Raw genomic sequence first — 524 nt, forward strand, 5'->3', positions numbered from 1 at the left:
ACCGGCGACCACGGCGCATCGGTGTCCGGGCCGTTGCCGATCTGGTCGGTGACGGTGTAGGAGAAATGCAGTTTTTTATCCTGACGTTTCGCCTTGTCGAGAAAGGCGCGGGTGACGGTGAAGCAAATTGTGATGGGGGTTTCGTCACCGGGATTGGGCGGTTGCGGCGCCAGATTGGGGTTGACCTTGGGCTTGGGCTCCAGCAGTTCGCCGTTGCATTTGAGGGAGATGACGTCATATGCGCGGCAATAGGGATAGGCCACGCACACTTCGGCGCTGACGAAATCCGCGCCGACGCCGTTCTTGATCTCGTCCGGCAGTAGCAATTTTAGTTCGGAGTGGCCACCGGGGTCGGTCAGGCGATCCTTCAGGCCGGGGCGAATGCGGTTATAGAGGATTTCCAGCGGTGGTGTGGAAGTGCCGATATTACTGCTGCCGCGCCTGACGGTGTAGTACAGCATGTTGACCTTGTCCGGATGCAGGCGAGCCTTGGGAATGCGCAACGTGGTGCGCGCGTCCGGATC

1 pseudogene is annotated in these 524 nt (G+C 60.1%); it reads right to left on the minus strand.

Going from position 1 to position 524, the window contains the following annotated elements:
* Positions 1–524, minus strand: a pseudogene (locus JJD74_RS30705) (hypothetical protein); the annotation flags it as partial.

The sequence above is a fragment of the Pseudomonas sp. MF6776 genome (assembly GCF_016613125.1).
In the GTDB taxonomy this organism is placed as follows: domain Bacteria; phylum Pseudomonadota; class Gammaproteobacteria; order Pseudomonadales; family Pseudomonadaceae; genus Aquipseudomonas; species Aquipseudomonas iridis.